Below are 7,169 nucleotides of genomic sequence, written 5' to 3'. Positions count from 1 at the left end.
TAGTGGTGAACGGAAACGTGAACGGATACCAATTTTTTTGCATAAAAATACTTGTAATTAGCGTAATTAGCGCTGTTTTTATTCTACTGAACTAAGCCGTGAAAAGTCAAAAGTATCTAAGTATTGTGTAGTAAAGTTTCCTTGCTGAAAGGTCTGATCCTCTAGTAAAGCACGATGAAATGGAATATTTGTTTGAATGCCTTCTATTACCAATTCTTCCAATACACGTCTCATTTTAGCAATGGCATCCATTCTAGTATTTCCATGCACAACAAGCTTGGCAATCATAGAATCATAGTGAGCAGGCACTACATAACCAGCATAAATATGACTGGCCACCGTTATACCCATCCCTCCAGGTAAATGCATGTGGTTAATTTTTCCAGGAGATGGTCGAAAGCCATTAAAAGGGTCTTCTGCATTAATACGAACTTCTATGGCATGACCTTTTGGATATAGGTTGGGTACATCTAGTGGCTTACCAGCTGCCATTTCAATTTGCGTTTTGAGTAGATTAAAGCCGGTAACCGCTTCTGTAACCAGGTATTCTACCTGAATCCGGGTATTCATTTCCATGAAATAAAAGTTTTGGTATTTATCTACCAAAAACTCCATGGTACCAACTCCTTCATATCCTATAGCAGATACGCCTTTTATAGCCGCTTCTGTTATTTTTTTCCGTAATGACGCTGTCATAAACGGAGAAGGAGATTCTTCTACTAATTTTTGATGTCTACGCTGAATAGAACAATCTCGTTCAGATAGATGAATGACTTTACCATATTGATCAGCTGCGATTTGTATTTCAATATGACGTGGCGCTTCTATATATTTTTCCAAATAGAGTCCCTCTTTACCAAAAGAAGCGACGGCTTCTTGTCTAGCTTCTGTCCATTTTTGTTGAAATAGTTCGGGGCTATCCACCAATTTGATACCTTTTCCGCCACCACCTGCGGTTGCTTTTAGCAATACAGGAAACCCGATTTCATTGGCTAAACGGATGCCTTCTTCAACGGAAGTTAGTAGACCATCGGAACCAGGAACGGTGGGTACACCAGCAGATTGCATCGTTGCTTTTGCAGTAGCTTTATCCCCCATTTTGTTAATGGTAGTAGCAGAAGGACCTATAAATTTAATACCATATTCTGTGCAAATATTTGCAAAGCTGGCATTTTCAGATAAAAAACCATAACCCGGATGAATTGCATGGGCATTGGTTACTTCAGCAGCAGCAATAATAGCAGGAATAGAGAGGTAAGATAAATGGCTTGAAGGGGGACCAATACAAACCGACTCATCTGCAAAACGGACATGGAGGCTATCTTTATCTTCCGTAGAATGTACGGCAACCGTTTTAATACCCATTTCTTTGCAAATTCGAATGATGCTTAAGGCAATTTCTCCACGATTGGCAATCAATATTTTTTGAAACATAGCAGATCAAATGGGTTAAGTAAAAAGGGAGTCGAATCGTTATTTGGTAACTGGATCTACTAAAAAAAGAGGTTGATCATATTCGACAGGAGAGACATCATCGACCAAAATTTGAACGATCTTACCGGTAACTTCTGCCTCAATTTCATTGAAAATTTTCATAGCTTCTATTATGCAAAGCTTAGTTCCTTTTACAATAAGATCGCCCTCTTTCACAAAAGGAGGGTCTGTAGGGCTAGATGCCCGATAAAAGGTACCAATCATGGGAGATTTAACGGTTATATAATTCGTTTCAAGGCTATTGTCATGTATCGATGGCATAGTCGTTACTTGAGCAGGAGCCGAAATGGGCAAACTATTGGCAGTAAGGGATGCTATATGTCCAGGAATAGGTATACTCCTTTTGATATGGATTTTAATCGCTTCTGTTTCAATGTTAACTTCTTCTAATCCTGATTTGGTAATAAAGTCAATCAGTTCTTGAATCTCTTTAGTTGTCATATTTACTTTTTCTGCTCATTTATACGCTCCATATAGAGACCTGTGCGGGTATCTATCTTGACAAGATCTTCATTATTAATAAATAAAGGCACTCTAATTTCTACGCCTGTCTCTAGAGTAGCTGGCTTTAAGGTTTTAGTAGCAGTGTCGCCTTTAAGCCCCGGCTCTGTATAGGTGATCCGCAATAGAACAGATGGGGGTAATTCACATTTTAATACTACATTTTCATCATCATGATAAACCACTTCTACATGTTGTCCTTCTTTTAAGAATTGGGGGGTATGGATGAGTGATGGCTCAATAGTTAATTGTTCAAAGGTGTCTGTATGCATAAAAGTATAACCTAAGCTATCCTTATAAAGAAACTGGTAGGGTCTACGTTCGATGCGTGCTATATGGATTTTTACACCTGCATTAAATGTATGGTCAATTTGTTTTTCTTTTGTTAAACTCTTTAGCTTAGTTCTAACAAAGGCTGCGCCTTTGCCTGGTTTGACGTGCTGAAATTCGACAACGCTATAAATATCATTGTTCAGCACAATACAAAGGCCATTTTTAATATCACTTGTATTTGCCATACTATTTTGTTTGTAAGTTTATGGTGGCTATTTGTCTCTACAAGATAGATTGTTAGATATCTATTTTTTTCAGGTATAAACTAGGCTTTCCGTAACTTTTTTAATCAGCGCTTGATTTTTTGGTTAACCAAAAAATAACCAAAAAAATTTGTTATCTTAAAGCTGTTTTAAACAGCTTTCACACCATCATACCCCCAGACCATATACATAGCGCCCCAGGTAAATCCCCCTCCAAAAACAGTTACAATCACCTTATCACCTTTTTTTAGTTTATCTTCGTAATCCCACAAACAAAGCGGAATGGTTGCAGCAGTTGTATTGCCATATTTAGCAATGTTGAGCATAACCTTTTCCATAGGGATGGCTACACGCTCAGCTACTAGCTGTAAGATACGTTGGTTGGCTTGATGGGGAACAAGATAGGTAATATCTGCTGGAGTAAGGTGATTATTAGCCATAATATCTAGTACTACTTCTGACATAGCCTTAACCGCTGCTTTAAATACGTTCTGGCCATCCTGTTGAATGTAGTGTGCTTGGGCATCAACTGTTGCATGTGAAGCAGGCAGTTTACTACCTCCTGCTTTTTGATAAAGCAGGTCCTGCCCTGCACCATCTGCCTTACAGATGGTATCTACAATCCCGTAACCACTAGCTGCATCATGGGCCGTTACTAATACGGCGCCTGCACCATCCCCAAAAAGAATACAAGTAGCCCTATCTGTATAATTGGTAATGGAAGACATTTTATCTGCTCCTACTACAATCACTTTTTGGGCTCTACCAGAAGCAATAAACTGTGCTGCTGTATCTAGTCCATAGAGAAAACCTGAACAAGCAGCTTGTAAATCATAACTAAAAGCACGATTGGCGCCTACAGCATGGGCAATGATATTAGCGGTAGCAGGGGTGATTCTATCTGGCGTAATGGTAGCACATATAAGCAGATCTACGGTAGCAGGATCAGTAGCTGTTTTTTGCAGTAAATCTTTTACTGCTTCTATAGCCATGACTGAGGTTCCCATTTCTTCTCCCTTTAGAATCCTTCTCTCTTGAATACCCGTTCTAGTAGTTATCCACTCATTATTGGTATCTATCATTTGCTCCAACATGCTGTTGGTCAAGACATAGTCGGGTACATATCCAGCCACACCTGCAATGGAGGCACGTTTTATTATTTGCATCTGTTTCTATGCATCACCACCCTGCCTTTGTAATACATTTTATCTTCATGCCAAAATGCCCGATGGGGGGTATGTACTACACCTGTAATAGGGCAAACAACAAGGGCAGGCATGGCAAGTTTAACATGTGTTCTTCTTTTATCTCTTCTGGAAGCAGAAGATCTTTTCTTTGGATGTGCCATCTTTCTATAATTACTTATTTGAAACTACTGTCAAGAAATATACTGCTTTTATTACTTAGGTACTTAACTTATCTTTTTCTAGATAAGAAGAACCAACCAAATTTACGAATAATTTTTACAGCTAGAAAATTATTTTTTAGAGTCCGTTTAGCACCGTGGCCAATAAGGTTTTTTAAAACTTACTTGTTGCTTGATCAAAAGGTAAGCAAAAAATCAAACGCTGACGGAAAAAGTTCCTGAAAGCCTAGTTTATACCTGGAAAAACAGGAACTGCCCTGCAATCTCTCCCTGCATTTGAACCCGCGTAGCGGGTGAGTTCTGTTTTTCCAGCTCTAATACGTGATTGCCGCAACTTTTTACTGAGGGCTTGATTTTTTGTCTACTTCTTTATAAAGAAAAAAATTTAATAAACAAGCCTTTTTTACCAGTTTTTGTGAACAAATACCATTAAAAAGTTCCTCCATAAGGATTCGCTTTTTTCATAATGCCCCTAGGGCTATTGCGTATAAAAGAAAGAATTATCTCTTTTTCTGGACCATCTAACACTTGCTTATCTACAGCTTCTAATGCTAGCGGTAACAATAAGGTACTATGATAGATCAAACGATAGATATGGTCTATGACATTGTGTTGTTCTTGGGTAAAACCATTCCGTTGCAATCCAATCAAGTTGAGACCATAATAACGTAATGGTTCTCTTGCTACTTTAATATATGGGGGTACATCCTTACGTACAATGCTTTTAGAAGCAACCATACTATAGGCTCCTATGCGCATAAACTGATGAATAGCTGCCATGCCACCTATTACAGCATGGTGGTGCAGTTGCACATGACCGGCCAATTGGGCAGCATTGGTAACGATCACATGATCTTCAATCATACAATCATGCGCTACATGTACATACGCCATCAGCAATACGTGGGATCCTACAACCGTATTACCCAAAGTCCCCTTATTGAGGGTAACAAACTCACGTATAACGGTATGGTCCCCAATTTCCACATAGGTATGCAAGGTAGTAGGTTTACGATCTTGTGGACTAGCGCCAATAACCGAACCTGGAAAAATCTGACAGTTTTTACCAATTCGGCTTCCCGACATAATGGTTACATGAGGCCCTATAGAAGTACCCTCACCTATAATCACATCTGCTTCAATAGTTACAAAACTACCTATGGTTACCCCTTTCCCCAGCGTAGCACCAGGATGGATATCAGATTGCTTCATGTTGTTTGACAATTTGAGCCAATAAAACGGCTTCACAAGCCAAATGTTCACCTACAAAAATACGTCCTTTTACCTTGGCGATTCCTACAGACTGCTTTTCGGTAGTACTAAACTTGATAGCTGAAAGCAAGGCACAATGCAGTACTAGGGTATCTCCAGGTACAACCATACGGCGGAATTTACACCCATCAATCGAAAGAAAATAGGTAAGATATTGGGCTGGATCTGGTACCTTATCTAATACCAATATACCACTAGTTTGTGCCAATGCTTCTACTTGTAGAACGCCAGGCATAACAGGGGTGGAAGGAAAGTGTCCTTGAAAAAAAGGCTCATTTATTGTCACATTTTTCACCCCAATGATATAGGAACTACCCAATTCCATAATTTTATCTACCAATTGAAAAGGGTAACGATGGGGCAATAGACTACTGATCTCTTTTACATCGAAGCGTGGCTTAGCTTGTAAGTCGCAGATGGGGGGAGATTTGGTCTCTTGCCTTATTAAATGTTTCTTTAAGGCAGTAGCGAAAGCTATATTCGGACCATGTCCGGGTTTGTGTGCAAAAAGTTTTACTTGTAAAGGTCTCCCTAGTAAGGCTAGATCCCCGATCAGATCTAATAATTTATGACGTGCGGGTTCGTTCATATAGCGTAACGAGGATAAGTCGTCAGGTGTGACCAAATGGTCAACCTGGTGCCCCGTTAATTGGGTAATCTGTTCCAACCATTTTGTATGGTCTTTATGGTCAGAGAAAATAACGGCTTTTGTAGGATCGCCTCCCTGTAGTAAACCTTTGCGATATAAGGCAGGAATCTCATCTAAATAGGTAAAAGTGCGGGCAGGCGCTATGGTCTCTTTAAAGTGCGCTAATGTAAAGAGCGTTGCATATTGATGGCCTATGGGCCATCTATTGTAAGCAAGGGTAACATGCATGCTATAGTCGCTGTCCGGATAGAGGGCATAGTGGCTACCTGTATCTGGGTCGTCGTAAAGAAAGGGTTCTTTGAGGGTAAAAAACTTTCTTGGTGCTTCTTGTGGCACCACACCTGCCTCTAACAGCAGGTCTACAAAAGCCAAAGCACTACCATCTAGATCGGGTACCTCTGGCCCATCTAGTTGAATACAAATATTATCTACTTGGATGCCTACAATCGCTGCTAGCAAATGTTCTACCGTAGCGATTCGTGCTTTATTCTTTTCAAGAAGGGTACCTCGCTCCGTTTCGGCTACATGGGCTACCGAAGCTTCTATAAAAGGCTGATCTGGTAGATCAACCCGTTGAAATTGTATGCCCGTATCAATCGGCATAGGAGCTAAGCTACCTTTAACCTTTTTCCCAGTATGGAGCCCAATGCCTTCGAAATGGATGATCCGTTGAATGGTCTGTTGTTGGTGTTGCATCGTAAATATTTTAAAAAACAGCTATAGTATAGCCCTCCGCTTATCTCTTTCCATAAAAAATAGTAGCTGTTTAGCCAATGGCGTCAACTTAAGTAAAATCTATTTTACTGCGGCTGTATGTATAAACTTTTAGCATAGTCTCTGGCTATCAGCCTTCTATTATAAAGGAATTTGGCACGCAGTAAATCAATGAAATCATCTGTTTTGCAACGGGAAATCATAAACTCAGCCCGCTACGGGGGCTTCAAACAGATGATTTTCTGATCCGCTGAAAAACAGATGATTCAAAGACTAGATTTTACTGAAGCGCCAAATTCCTTTATAGAAGGCCATAATAGCCTAAAAAATTAAGTTTATACCACAAATAATAAACAAAAAAGCAAATCTAAAAATTATATTATCACATTTGGAAATCAATAAAATATAACTCTTAAGTTGACACCATTAGCTGTTCAGCGTAGTGGTAAAGCTACGCCAAAAAAGAAAAAACGCTCCTTGTAAAATAGTTGCGACTAGAAATCGCCCCTTACAGCTGGAAAAACAGAACTTGCCCGCTATGCGGGCTTCGAACAGGCTGTTTTTCTATTTCAGCTGTAAGGGGCGATTTCAGCAAATTTTTACTGAGGGCTTGATTTTTTGGCTACTTTTTGATCAA

At 39.6% G+C, this 7,169-nt stretch carries 7 protein-coding genes; all 7 read right to left on the bottom strand.

The features are described from left to right. Positions 1-78: 78 nt before the first annotated feature. The 7 genes from accC to MUW73_RS01935 all read right to left on the bottom strand — a co-directional run bounded on the left by accC (position 79) and on the right by MUW73_RS01935 (position 6,514). Complete coding sequence (accC, locus tag MUW73_RS01965) at positions 79-1,434, bottom strand: acetyl-CoA carboxylase biotin carboxylase subunit (RefSeq protein WP_243575204.1); 1,356 nt, start codon at positions 1,432-1,434, stop codon at positions 79-81. A gap of 39 nt (positions 1,435-1,473) precedes the next feature. Beyond that, entirely contained in the window at positions 1,474-1,935 is a 462-nt protein-coding gene (accB, locus tag MUW73_RS01960; protein ID WP_243017941.1) for an acetyl-CoA carboxylase biotin carboxyl carrier protein, read from the bottom strand. Positions 1,936-1,937: 2 nt separating this feature from the next. Next, positions 1,938-2,513 carry an elongation factor P gene (gene efp / locus MUW73_RS01955; RefSeq protein ID WP_243017942.1) on the bottom strand — a complete coding sequence of 192 codons (576 nt, stop codon included), beginning with the start codon at positions 2,511-2,513 and terminating at the stop codon, positions 1,938-1,940. 167 nt (positions 2,514-2,680) lie between these two features. Next, positions 2,681-3,697 (bottom strand): beta-ketoacyl-ACP synthase III, encoded by a 1,017-nt coding sequence (locus tag MUW73_RS01950; RefSeq protein ID WP_243017943.1) that lies wholly within the window; start codon positions 3,695-3,697, stop codon positions 2,681-2,683. After that, the gene (gene rpmF, locus MUW73_RS01945) at positions 3,688-3,879 is read right to left on the bottom strand and encodes a 50S ribosomal protein L32 (protein WP_243017944.1); all 192 of its coding nucleotides are present in this window, start codon (positions 3,877-3,879) and stop codon (positions 3,688-3,690) included. Before rpmF ends, MUW73_RS01950 begins: the two co-directional genes overlap by 10 nt. 447 nt (positions 3,880-4,326) lie before the next feature. Beyond that, on the bottom strand, positions 4,327-5,109 hold the full coding sequence (gene lpxA / locus MUW73_RS01940) for an acyl-ACP--UDP-N-acetylglucosamine O-acyltransferase (protein WP_243017945.1): 783 nt from the start codon (positions 5,107-5,109) through the stop codon (positions 4,327-4,329). After that, complete coding sequence (locus tag MUW73_RS01935) at positions 5,096-6,514, bottom strand: bifunctional UDP-3-O-[3-hydroxymyristoyl] N-acetylglucosamine deacetylase/3-hydroxyacyl-ACP dehydratase (protein WP_243017946.1); 1,419 nt, start codon at positions 6,512-6,514, stop codon at positions 5,096-5,098. The genes lpxA and MUW73_RS01935 overlap by 14 nt, the downstream gene beginning before the upstream one ends. Between the last annotated feature and the right edge of the window lie 655 nt (positions 6,515-7,169).

The sequence above is a fragment of the Candidatus Cardinium sp. cByotN1 genome, from assembly GCF_022810525.1.
Taxonomy (GTDB): Bacteria; Bacteroidota; Bacteroidia; order Cytophagales; family Amoebophilaceae; genus Cardinium.
This window is presented reverse-complemented; position numbering and strand designations above follow the sequence as displayed.